At 52.7% G+C, this 14995-nt stretch carries 23 protein-coding genes; all 23 read right to left on the bottom strand.

The window, feature by feature from the left end; translation table 11 throughout:
* Positions 1–2: 2 nt before the first annotated feature.
* Positions 3–155: a hypothetical protein gene (locus tag ACTNDI_RS04760; protein WP_441099609.1), complete on the bottom strand. Its 153-nt coding sequence runs from the start codon at positions 153–155 to the stop codon at positions 3–5.
* Between the two features lie 14 nt (positions 156–169).
* On the bottom strand, positions 170–544 hold the full coding sequence (locus ACTNDI_RS04755; protein WP_441099608.1) for a hypothetical protein: 375 nt from the start codon (positions 542–544) through the stop codon (positions 170–172).
* A 15-nt stretch (positions 545–559) separates the two neighbouring features.
* The gene (locus ACTNDI_RS04750; RefSeq protein ID WP_441099607.1) at positions 560–1207 is read right to left on the bottom strand and encodes a major tail protein; all 648 of its coding nucleotides are present in this window, start codon (positions 1205–1207) and stop codon (positions 560–562) included.
* Between the two features lies 1 nt (position 1208).
* Positions 1209–1526: a hypothetical protein gene (locus tag ACTNDI_RS04745; protein ID WP_441099606.1), complete on the bottom strand. Its 318-nt coding sequence runs from the start codon at positions 1524–1526 to the stop codon at positions 1209–1211.
* Between the two features lie 15 nt (positions 1527–1541).
* A complete protein-coding gene (locus ACTNDI_RS04740; protein WP_441099605.1) occupies positions 1542–1913 on the bottom strand; it encodes an HK97 gp10 family phage protein in 372 nt (123 codons plus the stop codon).
* Positions 1910–2242, bottom strand: coding sequence for a phage head closure protein (locus ACTNDI_RS04735; RefSeq protein ID WP_441099604.1), 333 nt, complete (start codon positions 2240–2242; stop codon positions 1910–1912). Before ACTNDI_RS04735 ends, ACTNDI_RS04740 begins: the two co-directional genes overlap by 4 nt.
* A gap of 12 nt (positions 2243–2254) precedes the next feature.
* Positions 2255–2524 carry a head-tail connector protein gene (locus tag ACTNDI_RS04730; RefSeq protein WP_441099603.1) on the bottom strand — a complete coding sequence of 90 codons (270 nt, stop codon included), beginning with the start codon at positions 2522–2524 and terminating at the stop codon, positions 2255–2257.
* An 81-nt stretch (positions 2525–2605) separates the two neighbouring features.
* On the bottom strand, positions 2606–3796 hold the full coding sequence (locus ACTNDI_RS04725; RefSeq protein WP_441099602.1) for a phage major capsid protein: 1191 nt from the start codon (positions 3794–3796) through the stop codon (positions 2606–2608).
* A gap of 14 nt (positions 3797–3810) precedes the next feature.
* On the bottom strand, positions 3811–4668 hold the full coding sequence (locus ACTNDI_RS04720) for a head maturation protease, ClpP-related (protein WP_441099601.1): 858 nt from the start codon (positions 4666–4668) through the stop codon (positions 3811–3813).
* The gene (locus ACTNDI_RS04715) at positions 4665–6017 is read right to left on the bottom strand and encodes a phage portal protein (protein ID WP_441099600.1); all 1353 of its coding nucleotides are present in this window, start codon (positions 6015–6017) and stop codon (positions 4665–4667) included. Before ACTNDI_RS04715 ends, ACTNDI_RS04720 begins: the two co-directional genes overlap by 4 nt.
* Before the next feature lie 14 nt (positions 6018–6031).
* Positions 6032–7627 carry a terminase large subunit gene (locus tag ACTNDI_RS04710; RefSeq protein WP_441099628.1) on the bottom strand — a complete coding sequence of 532 codons (1596 nt, stop codon included), beginning with the start codon at positions 7625–7627 and terminating at the stop codon, positions 6032–6034.
* Positions 7628–7647: 20 nt separating this feature from the next.
* Entirely contained in the window at positions 7648–8121 is a 474-nt protein-coding gene (locus tag ACTNDI_RS04705) for a phage terminase small subunit P27 family (RefSeq protein WP_441099599.1), read from the bottom strand.
* A 123-nt stretch (positions 8122–8244) separates the two neighbouring features.
* A complete protein-coding gene (locus ACTNDI_RS04700; protein ID WP_441099598.1) occupies positions 8245–8472 on the bottom strand; it encodes a DUF7678 domain-containing protein in 228 nt (75 codons plus the stop codon).
* A 174-nt stretch (positions 8473–8646) separates the two neighbouring features.
* Positions 8647–9081 (bottom strand): DUF7698 family protein, encoded by a 435-nt coding sequence (locus ACTNDI_RS04695; RefSeq protein ID WP_441099597.1) that lies wholly within the window; start codon positions 9079–9081, stop codon positions 8647–8649.
* 137 nt (positions 9082–9218) lie between these two features.
* Positions 9219–9623 carry a DUF4314 domain-containing protein gene (locus tag ACTNDI_RS04690; protein ID WP_441099596.1) on the bottom strand — a complete coding sequence of 135 codons (405 nt, stop codon included), beginning with the start codon at positions 9621–9623 and terminating at the stop codon, positions 9219–9221.
* A gap of 85 nt (positions 9624–9708) precedes the next feature.
* The gene (locus tag ACTNDI_RS04685; protein ID WP_441099595.1) at positions 9709–10656 is read right to left on the bottom strand and encodes an amidoligase family protein; all 948 of its coding nucleotides are present in this window, start codon (positions 10654–10656) and stop codon (positions 9709–9711) included.
* 126 nt (positions 10657–10782) lie between these two features.
* Positions 10783–11619 (bottom strand): hypothetical protein, encoded by an 837-nt coding sequence (locus ACTNDI_RS04680; protein WP_441099594.1) that lies wholly within the window; start codon positions 11617–11619, stop codon positions 10783–10785.
* A 104-nt stretch (positions 11620–11723) separates the two neighbouring features.
* Complete coding sequence (locus tag ACTNDI_RS04675) at positions 11724–12011, bottom strand: hypothetical protein (RefSeq protein ID WP_441099593.1); 288 nt, start codon at positions 12009–12011, stop codon at positions 11724–11726.
* Complete coding sequence (locus ACTNDI_RS04670) at positions 12008–13267, bottom strand: site-specific DNA-methyltransferase (protein ID WP_441099592.1); 1260 nt, start codon at positions 13265–13267, stop codon at positions 12008–12010. The genes ACTNDI_RS04675 and ACTNDI_RS04670 overlap by 4 nt, the downstream gene beginning before the upstream one ends.
* Positions 13182–13454, bottom strand: coding sequence for a hypothetical protein (locus ACTNDI_RS04665; protein WP_441099591.1), 273 nt, complete (start codon positions 13452–13454; stop codon positions 13182–13184). Before ACTNDI_RS04665 ends, ACTNDI_RS04670 begins: the two co-directional genes overlap by 86 nt.
* Before the next feature lie 300 nt (positions 13455–13754).
* Positions 13755–14114: an HNH endonuclease gene (locus ACTNDI_RS04660; RefSeq protein ID WP_441099590.1), complete on the bottom strand. Its 360-nt coding sequence runs from the start codon at positions 14112–14114 to the stop codon at positions 13755–13757.
* Positions 14115–14252: 138 nt separating this feature from the next.
* Positions 14253–14678: a sigma factor-like helix-turn-helix DNA-binding protein gene (locus tag ACTNDI_RS04655; RefSeq protein WP_441099589.1), complete on the bottom strand. Its 426-nt coding sequence runs from the start codon at positions 14676–14678 to the stop codon at positions 14253–14255.
* Positions 14675–14911 carry a hypothetical protein gene (locus tag ACTNDI_RS04650; protein WP_441099588.1) on the bottom strand — a complete coding sequence of 79 codons (237 nt, stop codon included), beginning with the start codon at positions 14909–14911 and terminating at the stop codon, positions 14675–14677. The genes ACTNDI_RS04655 and ACTNDI_RS04650 overlap by 4 nt, the downstream gene beginning before the upstream one ends.
* Between the last annotated feature and the right edge of the window lie 84 nt (positions 14912–14995).

Genomic DNA, 14995 nt, shown 5'->3' with positions numbered 1-14995 from the left:
AATCAAAACGAATCAAAATCCTGCTGCGTTGCTACTTGCCGGTACTCGTCGTCACAGAGGTCATTCCCGGATTCAATGATCATATCCATCACGAGCCCTTCCTCTACACTGTCGAGTTCTGCAAGGGAAAAGCCCAGCTGCTTGGCACGCAGCATAAACACGGCTGTGTTTACTTCCCTTTCAGTTGGGCGGCTTCTTTTTTTGGTTTCGAAGTTGTCCTCCGCGATCCAAGATAGAGCGTGACGAATTCCTGCATATGCAGAAACAACTCTGCCCCGTCAAACTGATCCGCCCATTCGAGGAAGGCGTCCACGTTCAGGGTATTCATGTCCCGTTTCTCTGCCTGCGCGTTCATGATAAAAGCGAGTTTGTCTCCGACCGTCATATCCGTCTGGTCGTCCTCGCTGTTCTCCATCTTGTTCAAAAGAATCATCAGATCCTGATGAAATACCTGTTTATATCTGTAAGCCGTGGTCCCCGTGGCGAGAAACGGGAACTTCTTCTCTGACCCGTCAACGAGCCGGAGAGAAATTTCCTGATACATACGCTCTCCTCCTTATCACTTACTGGAACTGGATGTGGTTGTGCTCGTCGTGCTGGTCGATGCTGTGCTTGTAGATGCACTGGCCGCAGCAGGTGTGTAGACCTTGCTGTACCAATTCTGATAAGTAGCATCCGCCGTATCCGCACCAGAACGGGCTTTGACGATGTTCTTGCCAAGCGTTGCATCCTTGATGCTGGTGGCATTGATGGTCAGGCTCTCGGTCTGGACCTCAATAGAATCCTCCTTTGTGGAAGACGCCACGGAAGGTCTCGATGCCGTACAGTTGTACATGACATGACGGATCTCGTTCACATCGCCGTCAAACTCAAAGAGCAACGCAAAGTGGATCGGCTGCGCATCCGCATCCTCGATCAGAACACCGTTGCCATCCTTAATCTCTCCGAGGACGTTCTCCCGGAAGTCCTCCGGTACCATTGCTGACTCGAAGTCTCCGTTGTAGCCGCTGTTCGCATTGGTGACAAAGTACTGCACGCCGTCTGCCCAGAAGATCGTCTGGTCTCCCTGAGCGTCCAGCGAAAGAGATACAGCACCCGGCCACGCCACCGGATCCGCAAAGGTGGCCGTGCCATCCTCGGCAATCGTCGCGATGGCATAGTGTACATTTTTAAGGTTGTACTTAACCTTGTTCTTTTTACTTCCCATTTCATGCCTCCTGTTCAAAGGAATACAAGACCTCGTAGAGCTTCTCCGACTCTATCCAGGTCTCCGTCTTATCAAAGAAGATGTCGTTCTTCACGAGCAGATCTTCCAGTTTCTTTTCTGTCTCCGGATCCTTCCGATCCGTGTAGAGCTCGATGTCGATCTCTGTGATCGGGAAATACACGGTTCCATCTGCAGCGAAGTTGTCGCTGTTTGGATACCGAAAACAAATGAAGGGAGGATCTGGACCCTCTCCCTCGGCAAAATGGTCGTAGGCAAAGGGAAGTCCCAACTCCTCCAGAATTTGTATGATCTTATCCATTGCTTCCTCCCGGTCTCAGCCCTTCAGTTCCTTTTCAATCTCATCCGACAGCTTTCCGGTGATCTCTTCCTCGACCGGAGCGATATGAGGAGTGCCCTCGACTCGCCCGCCTCCACGCTTGGCATGGCCTTTTTCCAAAAGATGCGTGAGTCCATAGATCTTGTTATGAACGACCACCTCAGCCCCGATCGCTGATTCCTTCTGGACGGTAGAACGCCAGCCCTTCGCATACTTTCCAGTGCGTTTCGGTGACTTTTCCTTCAGTTCCTTTACGGCTTCCTTCCCGGCATCCTTGATCTCCTGCTTTACGATGTCGTTCACATCGTCGGCATAATCCGAGAGTGTCTTCTCGACCGTCGCCGCAAGATCATCTACCTTTACCTTCATCGCTTCACCTTCTCGCACTTGAATTTAAGACTGTTGTGCTTAAATCCCATCGGATCAATGGCGGTGACGTTATAGATCGCATCTCCCAGGCGGATCCGAATCTTTGTGGAATCGAGTCCTTCAAGGCACTTTGCATAACGGACCGTAAAGTCAATCGCATCCGTGCTGTTGGTAGTCCCGGCCTCCTGCTTTTCGGACCCTCCACTCTGAACCGGTGTCGCCCAGCAGGTGTAGAAGTCGACCCATGTATTGGCGTGGTTGCCGTACTTATCCTTCACGACCTCGTTCTTCTGGATCGTGACACGGACATTCATTGCCGCGATATTCATCTCACACCTCCATCAGAACCTCGGGTCCCGTTCTCCGAAGAGAAGGTTCCGGAGTGTGATCGTCAGTGCGTGATGATCAGCTTCTTCCCGATGCTCGTTGATGTAAGCGAGAGAATACAGCACTGCCACCGTGACAATCGGACTATCGTCTTCACCAAGACTGTCCTTCCGGAGAACCGAAGCGACTAGGCTCTCGGCGGCATCCAGTTCCTGCTGAATGATGTCGTCTTCATCGTTCGAATCGACCCGGAGATATTTCTTTGCTTCATCCAGTGAGAACATCACTGCCTCCCTTCCAGCCAGAAAGAAAGCCCAGGGCTGTGACACCCCGAGCTCTCAACATTACTTTGTTACAACTGCGGATCAGGCAGATGCGCCTGCCTTCATGATCTGCACGGCCTCCGGCAACACCAGAAGACCATCGACACGCTCCTTTGCAACGTAACCGATCATACCGTTGCCTGCGAAGAGCTCGCGAAGCTCCTGCATGGAACGAGTGCCGCGATCGCCGATGTTGTAGTAGCTGTAGTCGCCGAATGCCATCACAGGCTTTCCGGCGGCAAGCTCCGGTGCAAAGGCGCTGGTGTGAACCGCATAGCCAAGGAGTCTGTCCGGCTCTCCTGCCTGATAAGACGGCTGCCAGATGTAAGCTCCGTTGTTGTCCTTCAGCTTTCTCAGCGCCGCAAGGGTCTGGTCGTTCATGATGAATGCTGCCTTCTTACGGTAAGGGCGCTTCAGAGCATACACGAGATCCAGAACATCATCGGTGCCGAGCTTGGTCCCGGTGAGGGTCTTTGCGACGGTGCCACCGTTCGCCTCATCAAAAAGGCCGGTCGGCTTGCCCTTGCCATCGCCGTTCAGGAAGGCATCCTCCTCGGCGTTTGCAATCGCAATACCGAACTGGGTCGTGATGTAGCTTGCGAGGTCAAACATGGAGTCGTAGAGCAGCTCCTCGGTAACCTTCACTGCCACGTGCAGCTTGTGGGCATCGAGAATCTTCTGACCGAACTTTGCATCTGTAAACTGGAGAGCGCCGCCCTCTTCGATCCATGCAGCCGTAGGCTTGGCACCTGCGATGTTGATCTTGTGCTCACCGGAAGTGGTGATCTGAGTAGCAAGGCCTCTCATGATGTTCTCTTCATTCAGGACATCGATCAGTCTCGAATCCCACTCCTCCGGTACAAGGTAACCGCCATCGGCATCTACGCCCTCCTGCAGGATGTCAGATACCTGATGGAAGTTCGTGCGCATGGCGGTCAGCATATCCTTCGCATACTGATCGGAAGCGCGGCCCTTCTTGACCTTCTCACCAGTGCTGGTCGGCATGTTAGAAAGCGGAGCCGAGGTCGGCTGGTTCAGCTGTGCCTCAATGGCTGCCTGACGGTTCAGGCGGTCGATCTCTTTGGTAAGATCGGTGATCTCCTTCTCCATCCGGTCATAGGTTTCCCCATCTGCCGCAGAGAGGACACCGTTCTCTCCCCTGTGAGCCTCGAGGAAGGACTTCGCCGCCTCCCACGCTCTTGCTCTCTTTGCAATCAAATCCTGTACGTTCATATGTGTTTTCCTCCTCACATCATTGTGCGCAGCAGATTCAGGCGCTCCATGAGAGCATCCACGCTCCGGCCTTCCTCTGCTTTACTGGTTACTGCGTAGTGTTTCTTCACCTTGTTGGTGAAGTCAGCCGCCATTTGGCGACTGGAATAAAGGAATCCTGTGTGGATCAGATCCTTGTCCTTCTTCTCAGGATCCTCGGATTCCTGTGCCGGCTGATCCTCCTGTTCCTTGGATTCCTCCGGCTCTTTCTCATCCGGATCACCCTCGTCCGGCACTTTCTTTGCCTGCTCGTCTTCATGGTAAAGATCCGGGCGTTCCATCACGCGGTCTGCAAAATGAAGCTCGACCGCCTTGTTGGCGTCCATCCAGGTCTCATCATCCATGAGCTTTGAGAGCTTGTTCTTGGAAAGACCGGTCTTCTTCACGTAGGCATTCAGGATGGAATCCTTCACGGAATCCAGCATAGAGATCGCCTGCGCCAGATCATCCTTGTCGCCCATCGCCATCGTGGACGGGTTATGGATCATCAGCATCGAAACAGGCGAGACAAGTACCTCATCGCCTGCCATCGCAATCACAGAGGCTGCAGAAGCCGCAAGACCATCGATCTTCACCGTGACCTTCCCGCCGTAAGACAGGAGCATGTTGTAGATCTGTGCTGCCGCCCAGACATCGCCGCCGGGAGAGTTGATCCAGACCGTAATCGGGCCTTTCCCGGAATCGAGATCGGACTTAAAAAGAGCCGGAGTGACGTCATCGTCAAACCAGCTCTCAGAAGCGATGGTTCCGTTCAAAAACAGAGTGCGTTCCGCAAGGCCCGGATCTTCACCATCCGGTGCCTTGTTGCGCACCCACTTCCAAAACTTGTTCATGAGTTCCTCCTTCCCCTTCTGCGGGGTTTTGTATTTTGGGTATCCTCCTCCGGTTCCTGTTGCGGATCAGTCTCTTCCTGCTCAGGAGGATCCGTACCACCATTCGAACCGCTCTGCTGATAAGCTGCCCCTGCTGATTTCAAAGGCGTCATGCTGCCGTTCACGAGAAACAGGTTTCCTCCCTCTTCATCCGGGACAAGATCCATGTTCTCCAGTCGCCGCACATCATTTACGCACATAAAACCGTTACTGATGCCGGTCGCATAGCCCTGCATCCGGGAGGCGTAGTTGCCACGAAGAAGCCCATCGACATTGAACCTCGCGTAGTAGACCATCTTCTCGTCTTTGGTAAGAAGCGACCGGGAGATCGCCGACTCAATCCGGGTCAGCCAAGGCTGCAGGCTGTAGGTCACGAATTCGAGTGACTGTTCCTCGATGTTCGAAAAAGTCGCGTGCTCAAGGTCTCCTATCATATGGGGAGGCACCCGGAAGATCCGTGCAATCTCATCAATCTGGAACTTTCTCGTATCGAGGAACTGTGCCTCCTGCGGATTGATGGAGATCGGTGAATACTTCATTCCTTCCTCGAGGACGGCTACCTTCCCGGCATTCTGGCTGCCGCCGAATGCTGCCTGCCAACTATCTCTCACTTTCTCCGGATCCTTCAGGATGCCCGGATGCTCGAGGACACCGGAAGGCGCTGCTCCGTTCTCAAAGAACTTCGAGCCGTATTCCTCACACGCCATCGAAAGGCCGATCGAGTTTTTTGCCATCGCAATCGGGCTGTATCCGACAAGACCATCAAAACCTAGCCCCGGGATCTGCATCACCTCATGGGGAGAGAGCTTCACGATCGTCTCCTTCATCGTCGGTGCATCGGATCCTTTGGACCAGAGGTACTGGTAGTAGATGTGCCCGTTCTCATCGCGGTCCACGGTCATGCGGTTTGGCATCAGAGGATACAGCGCTGTGACTTCTCCCTTTCCATTCCGGATGATCTGCACAAAGCCATTACCCCACAGGAGAAGGTGTGTCATGAGGGTCTCCCAGAAGGAATAGGCTGTCATCTCTTCGTTTGGCTCGCTATGGAGAAGAAAGTACAAAGGATGATCCGTTGCCTTTACCTTGCTGCCATCCTCTTCCTTGTAGAGGTGAAGCGGCAGGCTGGCCACAGCTTCTGCAAGCACCCGGACGCAGGCATACACAGCGGTCACCTGCATGGAGCTTCGCTCCGTCACGGTCTTTCCGGAGGAGGTGTGTCCGTAGTAAGCCCGGTACACGCTCCCAGATGTCATGTCCTGCGGATCTGCTCTTGCCTTCCTTCTGTGAAATAGATCGTTAAATCCCATCGATACTTCCTCCATCAAAATGTGATCAGCCCCCGGCTGTCATAAACGCTATCTGAATGTTCCTGCCGGATACACCGATCCAACGCCATAATTGCGGCGACGATGCCGTCGATTTTTTCAGGGGATCTTGCCTTCGTAGGTTTCACATTGTCCGCGGCGTCGCGATCCACCACCACGTTCAGCGCCATCCAGCGAAGGACCGGATTGCCACCATGGATGATCTTTCCCTCCATCATCAGCTTGTAGAACTCTTTCGTAGGAGGGGACATATCCTTAAATCCCTGCCCGAAGGGAATCATTGTCATCCCATCGTCCTGCAGGTTAATGATGAGCTGGGTGGCATTCCAGCGGTCGACCGCGATCTCCTTGATGTTGTAGATCTTGTAGAGGTCGAGGATAAACTTCTCGATAAAGTTGTAGTCGATCACATTTCCTTCGGTCGCTTTCATGTATCCCTGCTTCACCCACACATCATAGGGGACTGATGCCCGGCGCACCCGGATCGGAATGGTGTCCTCCGGTACCCAAAAGAACGGAAGGCAGATGTATTTCTCTGTCTCGTCCCTTGGCGGGAACATCAGAACGAGCGCTGTGATATCACCAGTACTGGAAAGGTCGAGACCGCCATAGCACTCCCTTCCCCGGAGGCTGTCCAGATCAATCGGTTCATTTCCCTGATCAAAGACCTGCTCCGGAATGAAGGCGGTCGTACTGGATACCCACATGTTTAGCCGGAGCTGCTTAAACACCGCTTCCTCTGCCGGGTTCTCCATCGCCTCGTGGTAATGCTCCCGCACACGCTCGATAGTGATCGTCTGTCCGAGGCTTGGATTTGCCTTGTACCAGTTCTTCTCATCGTGCCAGTCTTCTCCTTCTTCCAGTCCATAGACGACAGGATAAAATGTATGATCCACTCTCTGACCGGAGAGGATCTCTTTTGCCTTCTGGTGCAACTCATAGCAGATCGAGTTCTTATCTGTACCCGCCGTTGTAATAAGGAAATACAATGGCTGTTCGCGTGCATCACCAGACCCTTGTGTGAGTACATCGAAGAGTCTTCTAGTGGGTTGCGCGTGAACCTCATCAAACACAAGCCCGGATACATTCAAGCCGTGTTTCGTTCCTACCTCTGCCGAAAGCACCTGGTAGAATCCAGCGTTTGAGTAGTTCACAATCCGCTTGCTGGCGGCCATGATCTTTGACCGCTTCAAAAGCGCCGGTGCCATGTTCACCATCTGGTGGGCGACATCAAAGACAATGGATGCCTGCTGCCGGTCTGCAGCTGCACCGTAGACTTCAGCGGATGGCTCGTTGTCTGCGTACAGGAGATACAGGGCAACTGCAGCAGCAAGCTCTGACTTTCCATTCTTCTTTCCGATTTCGATGTAAGCTGTCCGGAACTGCCGGTTCCCGTCGGGCTTCACGATCCCAAAGAGATCCCGGATGATCTGTTCCTGCCACGGAAGGAGCCAGAAACGCTTTCCGGCCCACTTGCCTTTGGTGTGTCGAAGCATCTCGATGAACTTCACCGCCCGGTCTGCTTTTGATGCATCATAATGGGACGTCGGCAGCATGAACCGGGTCGGCTGATAGTCCGTGAGCTTTGGCATATCCTCGGGACGTTCCTCCATTACGGATCACCTCCCAGGAGTTCCTCCATTTCATCACCCGGCCCTGCCTGCCCAGCATCTGCAATCAGCCTCGACCTGGAAGCTGGAGTCAGACCGAACTCGGTCGCGAACTTTCCCATCTGTTTCATATAGGTCTGGGCGATTGACACCTGCGGGACCTGCTGCCAGTATCCGGAAGGCGTTCGCACGATCGAACCGTGCTGGCTGATGAACTCCTCTGCTTCCTTCCATCTCGCGTAGGACTGACAGTAAGCCGCAAAAGCAGCCATATCGACTTCCGTAAGAACGCCGATGGCTTCCATCTTCTTTGCGAGCCTATGCCACTCCTTCCTTGCCTCTTTGTCGAGCCATTTTGGACAGGAAGGTGCTTTTCGTTCTGGCCTTGGCTCGTTCTCATTCAGTTTTCTTTTTCCCGGATTTCCTTCCAGCTCCTTGATTGCTGTTGGAGTCGGCTTTCTTCCTCTGGTCGCCATAGGGAACACCTCCTTTCTGTCCATCAAAAAAAAGACCGCCGAAGCGATCCCATCCCATGTGGTATGTATGTGTACGAGAGAAAGAGCCGCTTGGCTCCCTCCCGGAATTTGCTGTCTTGTCTTTTAATTCATGCTGTGCAGGATTGCAGCCACCGCAAGCTGTGCGTTTTCGGTCACCGGTTCAATGTCCCATCCTCTGTCGTATCTTGCGACCGGGAAATCACCGAGGCGAATCTCAAGCTTACTGATCTTGCCACCCTCGATTCCGTATTCCTCACTTGGCTCACCATATACCTTTGCGCAGTAGGTAAAAATCTGGTTTTCGATCTTGATGCTTCCTTTGTTCCACATGGCTTTGTCCTCCGTTTTCTGTGTATACCCTTTTCCTTTGACATGTACATTAATCACTCTTGAGGCACTATATAGCAAGGAGTTCTGTCGGATATATGTCACAAAGATCCATGTAAAAACTGTGTATCTTGTACGAGGAAGAGGCCCCGCTGTGGTGCATCCTCCTTTGTCTTTTTAGTTCAGGATCATCTTGAAGGCGTGGCCTTTCTCGTAGCCCTTTCCGAAGAAGTCCTTCCTGAGGTTGACCTCGACCATCTTTCCGATCGTGCAGCCTGCCTGTTTGAAAAGCCATAAGGTTTCAATCGCATCCGTTGCTCTGCAGCTGTAGGTGAATGCCTTGATGCCGTTCTCCTTCATGCAGGCGGTAAGGGCTTCTACATCCCGGTCCCAGATGATGTCGTCGAAGTTTAAAATCTCATTCTCGTTGTCTCTTGATTTCTCGTAAGCCCGGTAGATCTTGTGGGCAATGTCGCCCATCTCGTCGATCTGATCCTCGGCTGCCTTCGCGGTTTCTCTTGCGGCGTCCCTTTCCTCGGCGGTGGTGGCTGCCTTGTAGGCTTTCTTTGCTTCTTCGATGCGGTTGTAGGTTTCTTCAAAAATGTTTGTCATGGCTTTGTCCTCCTTGCTTTCGGCTTGTTTTGTTTGCCTATCCCTTTGGCATGTACATATATCACTCTGAAGCGCTGTGATAGCAAGGAGATGTAGACCATAAACTGCACAAGATTCTTGCGCGGAAACTGTGTGTTTTAGACCTCTCCCTTTAGGATGAAGTTCACGTACTCCTTCGCATGATCCATGAGGAAGATCACCAGCTCATAGTAGCCGAGGCGGTTTGCAATGCTCTGAACCATCGGTACATCGAACATGTTCGTCTCTCCGGTATCCCGGACCGCAAGGATCTGATCCCGGACGGTCTTTGTGAACTCCCCGACCAAAAGCCTGCAACGATCTGCGCCATAAGCAACGTTCAGGGAAGATCCATTGTCCCAGCGGACCAGGATCGATCCGGCATCGTCCACTCCGGTGACCGTGCCCTTGGTTCCGACTGGCGGGGCCTGCGGGTCATCCATCTTCAAAAGCTCTACACGAGTCCCTGCCGGGTAGTGCTCCCGTATCTCTTTCAGTTCTTTGTCATTCGGAAATCTCATCATCTTTACTCCTTTCCGAAGGGATACCCTTCTACCACCTTAAGCCCGCTCTGTGGCGGGTAAGGTAGCCGAAGGCTGTCTCTTCGGTTTATGCAACCCTTCCATTCCGGAAGGAGGTGTCGCCTGCAAGGTTCTTTGTCAGGATCTCCCTTGCCGTAGCGAACTCGTCGCCAATGAATCCCATCCGAAGAAGCCAGGTGCGCATCGCATATCTTGGATTCTCGTGCTGCGGTTCCTTCGGGCTAGCCGTCTTCTGGATCTTCGCTGCTGCGGAAAGGGCGAGGCAAAGCTGGATGTAGCTCTTAAGCTCTCCTGCGTGAAGGCCTCCGCGTTTGCCGTTTCCTGCGTCTGCGAACTGGAAGAGGCGAAACTCGATCGTGCCCTTGGTGAAAGTAGCGTGCAGGTTCAGCATGTGGTAGCGGCTGCTGTTGTAATGCTCGCGCCGTCCGTAGGTTGCGTGGTTCTCTTCGTACCAGATGTCGGAAAGCTCCTGCATGGTGTCCGGTTTCTTTTTGTTGAGGCGCTTCAGGAAATCCGGATCTACCGTCTGGCAGTAGCGGTCGATGCGGCTTCTGTCTAACCGGAGGGCGCTGATCAGAAGGCTCTCATGGCTTGCCATCAGGTTTGCCAGCGTCCGGAGCGTCTTGGCGTCGTGGCCATTCGCTCCGATGTGTATGTGGACTCCGCACATGTGGCTCGGGTCGCTCTTCGCACCTGCATGCCTGAGCTGCCGTACCAGTTCCTGCAGGTTTTCGATGTCCTCGTAGGTAAGGATCGGGGTCACCATCTCGCAGGATTCTTCCTCCCTTGCTGCCCGGATGCTGGCATCCCGCTGGAATTTCCATTCCCGGCCCTGTGCGTCCCAAGCGCTCCATGCCCGGTAGCCGTTCCGTCTTGCGGTGTCTTCGCATCTCCCGGTTCCGAAGAAGGCGGCAGCAACCTCGGCTGCCTTGCTTCTTGCGATCCCGTACATCTCGATCTCAACTCCGATCGTCTGCTGCTTCATGGCTTCGATTCTCTTCTCTGTATCCTTCATGGTTTTGCCTCCTTTGGCTTATGTGCTTTCCTTTTTGCATGTGTATTAATCACTCTGAAGGGCACATATATCCAGTCAATTCGAAGGTGTATTTCCCACAAAATTCAGGAGAAGAAATCGTGTATTTTAGCGTTGTTCCTGCGTGCTTTCTTTTGCTGCTTCATGCTTTGCTTTCTGCGCAGCATAGAACTTTTCAGCTTCTTCCTTGTTCCGGAAAGCAGCGTATCCGGAAAGGTTCTTCATCAGGATCTTCCGAGTGGTCTTGAACTCTGATCCGTTCATCCCAAGGCGGGTCAGCCAGATCCGGAAAGCGTACTTTTCACTGGTGTCGTCCACGTATTTGGGATAGATCCTTTTTTGCGAAATCGCCTGGCTGTTCATATGGCAGGCAAGATCCATATAAGCCCGGAGCGTATCTGAATCCGCCAGCTCTGGAAAACCGGTGAAGACGATCTTGTCCTCGGTGATCCCGACACCAATGAGATCATCACGGTGCCCGACAAGAATCTCAAGTGCCTTCTCCAGAGGAAGATCCGTCTCGTTCTTTAAGGCATTTACTAAATCAAGATCTGCTTTGAAATGGCTGGCGGTCGCTTTGTTGATAAGATCCGCCCTCTGGTAGATCAGGTTTACAAGGTTTCTGAGCGAGTTGCCGGTGTGCCCGGTAAGTGGCAGGGCAATATTCACCGCCAGCTCCTCATGTGCTTCCTCTGGCTCTGCGCTCTGGTTGTTTTCTTCTGTCTCAGGCATTTTGATCAATCCTTCCTCTGAAAGGGTGTGAAGAATGTCAGCATTGGCCTTGTCATCATCAACCGTCAGTGTTCCATCCCGCTCGACGGTCCAGTCTCCGATTTCAAATGCCATTCTCGGCGCCATCGTATAATGTGGCTTAACACCGACAAGCTCGCCAAGGCGCGACACCATAACCTTTCTATCTTCTACGTTCTTTTCGAATCTCAGCATATCCATGTCCTCCTTTGCATGAGTCCCAGCTTTTTTTGGTACTACATACATCACTCTGAAGGGCGATGATAGCAACTAGATTCGAGCAGAAAATGAAACAAATATCAGTCTTGTGGTCGCAGCATAATATCCACGTCCTCGAGGCGATTGATAACGATCGGCGCGTCCTCTCCCATGTAGGGAATTGCCCGGAGCGTGTTGTAGCAGACCCACTCGGCAGCATCCTCATAGGACCAGCCCTCTGTCTCCATCAGCCATTCGACCATTCGCTCATAGTCATAGACGGCACGACCATCATCCGTTACACCGATCAGAGCATCGTCGTAACTGTAGTTCGTGAGGAACTTTACTCCGTCATAGCCATTTTCAAGAAGTCTCTCTTCTGCATTCATGCGGTTTCCTCCTTTGGCATATCTGCAGCAGCTTCCTCAAACGTGAGCTTCTGGCCATTTCTCACCACATACACATCTTCGGTCTTGCCGCCTTCGTGCTCGATGTATCTCTTCACGATGACATCGACAAACTTCGGGTCCAATTCGATGCCTCTGCAGATCCGGTCGGTCTCGCAGCAGGCAATCAGCGTACTGCCGGAACCAAGGAACGGATCGAGCACGATACCATTCGTCATCGAGGAATTCCGAATCGGATAAGCCAAGAGCTGCACCGGTTTCATCGTCGGATGATCCTTTGATGCTTTCGGGCGATCATACTCCCAGATCGTGGTCTGCTTCCGGTCGCTGTACCACTCGTGTTTACCGCCCTGCTTCCATCCAAACAGGCACGGCTCATGCTGCCACTGGTACGGAGAACGCCCAAGAACAAGCGCGTTCTTTTTCCAGATACAGCAGCCAGACAGGTAAAAACCCGCATCGGCAAACGCCCTGCGGAAGTTCAGTCCTTCGGTATCTGCATGGAACACGTAGATCGATCCATCGTCCGCAAGGTTGTCATGCATGCAGGTGTAGGCGGCAAGCAGGAACTTGTAGAAATCCTCGTCGGCCATGTGATCATTCATAATCTTACCGGCAGTCTCCTCAACGTCTACGTTGTACGGAGGATCCGTCACGATCACGTTTGCCTTCTGACCATCCATCAGCTTCTCGTAAGAAGCAGGGTCCGTGGAATCTCCGCAGAGAACAAGATGCCGTCCCAAGTGCCAGAGGTCACCCGCCTCGGAGAAGGTCGGCTTCTTCAGTTCCTCATCAACATCAAAGCTGTCCTCCGTCACGTCTTTATCGCAGACCTTATTGAAAAGCTGCTCCATCTCCGGAGGCTCGAAACCAGTCAGCGCTGTGTTGAAGTCGGATGCCTCAAGATCTTTCAGGAGGTCGGCGAGCAGGTTGTCATCCCATGCGCCCGTGATCTTGTTAAGGGCGATATTCAGTGCTTTCTCCCGTGTCTTATCAATATCGACGACGGCGCACGGAACTTCGGTGTAGCCAAGGTCCATTGCAACGGTCAGTCGCTGATGCCCTCCGATGATTGTCATGTCTGAATTCACAACAAGCGGATCCGCAAAGCCGAACTCCTTGATCGAGTTCTTGATCTTCTCGTATTCCTTATCACCCGGCTTCAGTTTCTTTCTCGGGTTGTATGCTGCCGGCTTCAGTTCCGTCACCGGTATGTTCTTCAGGATTGGTGTTTCCATTCTCTTTCTCCTTCATTCGTTTTCTATGGCGCCAGCTGTTGTAAGCCCAGCGGCATTTATCTGAGCAGAACACCCGTGGCCTGCCCATCGGATTTCGTCCCATCGGCCTGCCGCACCACGGGCAGAACTGCTTCGCGCAGGCGTCGAGGAATTCCGAGAGGTCAGGTGTTTCAAAATCCTCATCCATCGCATCCTCCTCGCGTACTCGAAAGTCCAAACGTACTCGAAAGTCTGCGGCGCTCAGGCTGGATGTTCCGCAGCGGAATTCCAAGCCGAAACGTCCCGGTTCCGCGCACGAAAAAGCCGCAGCAAAAGCGCTTGTTTGCTTGCTTTAACTGCGGTTTGAAAAAGTTATGTGATTTTTCCAGGATCAGGCGGTCTGCCCGCTGACCCCGGGGTATCAATTTTGCGAAAATCAACGCAAGAGGGGGCGCCGGTCTCCTGTAGAAACACCTTTCAAGATTATAACCTCCCCCGCCCCACGTTTTCAGTACCGATACGTCGGATTGCTGTCCTCTCTTCCGGTCTTTTTATCGTGGCACTTCTTACACAGTGCCTGCCAGTTCGATCTGTCCCAGAAGAGCTTCGGGTCTCCTCGGTGTGGAACGATATGGTCCACAACCGTCGCAGGCGTTGCGATGCCATGTCGAAGACACTCCTCACAAAGAGGGTGGAGCGCTAAGAACTTCTTGCTCTCCCGTCTCCAGCGGCTGTTGTATCCTCGCGCTGCAGCAGTCCGATTCTCTTCCGGGTGCATCCTCTTGTGTTCCTCGCAGTACTTTTGTCCGGCGGGCACGAGATTCGGACAGCCGGGATGCCTGCAGGGAACCTTCGGTTTGTATGGCATGTCCGTCACCTCCGTTCCTGATTTCTCCCACGTAAAAAGCCCCGGAGGTTTTATCCTTCGAAGCTTCATCCTATCTTCTTCGCTGACTATACCATATCACATATAGCACCCGGACATTTGCGGACATTTCCGGCGCATTTAGATCATCGTAGGATTTTTTGGCACCTTCACATGGGACAATGCTCTGCTGTGCCATCTGCGGATAGTACGTTCATCGGCGGAAAGCTCATCGCCAATCCGCATCCAGGTGTAGTTCTTAAGATACCGGTACGTGAGAATCAACCGTTCATCCATGTTCTCGACCTGATCGATCACGGATTGGATCTCGTCTTTGAGCTTCAGGAGAAGGCAAAGCTCATCATTCACTTTCTTTTCCTTCTCCCAGATGCGATCCAGCGTTTTTACGAATGGTGCATCGTCTGGACGATTCGGATTGTAATGCTCTTCGAATCCGGGACTGCCAACAGAGGCAGCCAGCATCCTTAAATTCTCCAGTTCTTCCTGATGCAGCCGGATTCGCTGCTCCAGCCGGTAAGCCTGATTGAGATATGCCTTTGGTGTCATGCTGCCACCTTCTCTCTCAGCTTCCGGATCAGATAATCTGGATCCACATTGGTAAGAACCCCATACCAACCAGAATGGAAGAAGTGCTCCAGCTGCATGGCTTCATCCATAGCCATCCTGTTTCTTGGATTCTTCTTCAGTTTCTTAAGTGCCGACAAATAGTCCTGTGCCGCCTGTGCAACGATCGCATTGGCAAGATTCTGATACGGATCGGGACCGTAATTTTTGTTCATATGCAGCCTCCTTGAAATGCTTCATTTCTGTTCCTTGGATTGGCATATGTTTGTCATTGATTTTCTGTTGTTGACTCTGATTGG

This window comes from Bilifractor sp. HCP3S3_D3 (genome assembly GCF_052063915.1).
In the GTDB taxonomy this organism is placed as follows: domain Bacteria; phylum Bacillota; class Clostridia; order Lachnospirales; family Lachnospiraceae; genus Bilifractor.
Note: the sequence above shows the minus strand (reverse complement) of the source record. Positions and strands in the feature narration are given on the sequence as shown.

Bases quoted from the DNA above. Each gene is read 5' to 3' on its own strand.
- ACTNDI_RS04680 (WP_441099594.1), bottom strand. From the start codon at position 11,619: ATGCTGAGATTCGAAAAGAACGTAGAAGATAGAAAGGTTATGGTGTCG.
- ACTNDI_RS04660 (WP_441099590.1), bottom strand. From the start codon at position 14,114: ATGCCATACAAACCGAAGGTTCCCTGCAGGCATCCCGGCTGTCCGAAT.
- ACTNDI_RS04695 (WP_441099597.1), bottom strand. From the start codon at position 9,081: ATGACAAACATTTTTGAAGAAACCTACAACCGCATCGAAGAAGCAAAG.
- ACTNDI_RS04750 (WP_441099607.1), bottom strand. From the start codon at position 1,207: ATGGGAAGTAAAAAGAACAAGGTTAAGTACAACCTTAAAAATGTACAC.
- ACTNDI_RS04755 (WP_441099608.1), bottom strand. From the start codon at position 544: ATGTATCAGGAAATTTCTCTCCGGCTCGTTGACGGGTCAGAGAAGAAG.
- ACTNDI_RS04720 (WP_441099601.1), bottom strand. From the start codon at position 4,668: ATGAACAAGTTTTGGAAGTGGGTGCGCAACAAGGCACCGGATGGTGAA.
- ACTNDI_RS04745 (WP_441099606.1), bottom strand. From the start codon at position 1,526: ATGGATAAGATCATACAAATTCTGGAGGAGTTGGGACTTCCCTTTGCC.
- ACTNDI_RS04730 (WP_441099603.1), bottom strand. From the start codon at position 2,524: ATGTTCTCACTGGATGAAGCAAAGAAATATCTCCGGGTCGATTCGAAC.
- ACTNDI_RS04715 (WP_441099600.1), bottom strand. From the start codon at position 6,017: ATGGGATTTAACGATCTATTTCACAGAAGGAAGGCAAGAGCAGATCCG.
- ACTNDI_RS04675 (WP_441099593.1), bottom strand. From the start codon at position 12,011: ATGAATGCAGAAGAGAGACTTCTTGAAAATGGCTATGACGGAGTAAAG.
- ACTNDI_RS04700 (WP_441099598.1), bottom strand. From the start codon at position 8,472: ATGTGGAACAAAGGAAGCATCAAGATCGAAAACCAGATTTTTACCTAC.
- ACTNDI_RS04650 (WP_441099588.1), bottom strand. From the start codon at position 14,911: ATGAACAAAAATTACGGTCCCGATCCGTATCAGAATCTTGCCAATGCG.
- ACTNDI_RS04705 (WP_441099599.1), bottom strand. From the start codon at position 8,121: ATGGCGACCAGAGGAAGAAAGCCGACTCCAACAGCAATCAAGGAGCTG.
- ACTNDI_RS04690 (WP_441099596.1), bottom strand. From the start codon at position 9,623: ATGATGAGATTTCCGAATGACAAAGAACTGAAAGAGATACGGGAGCAC.
- ACTNDI_RS04685 (WP_441099595.1), bottom strand. From the start codon at position 10,656: ATGAAGGATACAGAGAAGAGAATCGAAGCCATGAAGCAGCAGACGATC.
- ACTNDI_RS04710 (WP_441099628.1), bottom strand. From the start codon at position 7,627: ATGCCAAAGCTCACGGACTATCAGCCGACCCGGTTCATGCTGCCGACG.
- ACTNDI_RS04670 (WP_441099592.1), bottom strand. From the start codon at position 13,267: ATGGAAACACCAATCCTGAAGAACATACCGGTGACGGAACTGAAGCCG.
- ACTNDI_RS04735 (WP_441099604.1), bottom strand. From the start codon at position 2,242: ATGAATATCGCGGCAATGAATGTCCGTGTCACGATCCAGAAGAACGAG.
- ACTNDI_RS04740 (WP_441099605.1), bottom strand. From the start codon at position 1,913: ATGAAGGTAAAGGTAGATGATCTTGCGGCGACGGTCGAGAAGACACTC.
- ACTNDI_RS04760 (WP_441099609.1), bottom strand. From the start codon at position 155: ATGCTGCGTGCCAAGCAGCTGGGCTTTTCCCTTGCAGAACTCGACAGT.
- ACTNDI_RS04655 (WP_441099589.1), bottom strand. From the start codon at position 14,678: ATGACACCAAAGGCATATCTCAATCAGGCTTACCGGCTGGAGCAGCGA.
- ACTNDI_RS04725 (WP_441099602.1), bottom strand. From the start codon at position 3,796: ATGAACGTACAGGATTTGATTGCAAAGAGAGCAAGAGCGTGGGAGGCG.
- ACTNDI_RS04665 (WP_441099591.1), bottom strand. From the start codon at position 13,454: ATGGATGAGGATTTTGAAACACCTGACCTCTCGGAATTCCTCGACGCC.